General features: G+C 65.3%; 1 protein-coding gene. It reads right to left on the bottom strand.

Annotation, left to right across the window (positions count from 1 at the left end; translation table 11 throughout):
• A partial coding sequence (locus tag SB772_RS44145) for a sensor histidine kinase (RefSeq protein WP_410839040.1) occupies positions 1-248 on the bottom strand: 248 nt, incomplete at both ends.

The following is a 248-nucleotide window of genomic DNA, read 5'->3' as shown; positions in this document are numbered from 1 at the left end:
AGCGGCAGCCGTGCGGCAAGGTCGATGTCAGGGTGACCCGCCAGCCCTGGTCGTCACAGATGCGCTGCACCAGTGCCAGGCCCAAGCCCAGCCCTTCGCCCCGCCGTTCGGCGCCGCGCACGAAGGGTTTGAACATCGCCTCGCGCTGCTCTTCCGGAATGCCTACACCACTGTCTTCCACGCTGAACCCATTGGCTTCAAGGCTCAGGCGAATGTAACCGCTGTCGGTGTAGTGCGCGGCGTTACGC

Source organism: Paraburkholderia sp. SIMBA_030 (assembly GCF_046535245.1).
In the GTDB taxonomy this organism is placed as follows: Bacteria; Pseudomonadota; Gammaproteobacteria; order Burkholderiales; family Burkholderiaceae; genus Paraburkholderia.
This window is presented reverse-complemented; position numbering and strand designations above follow the sequence as displayed.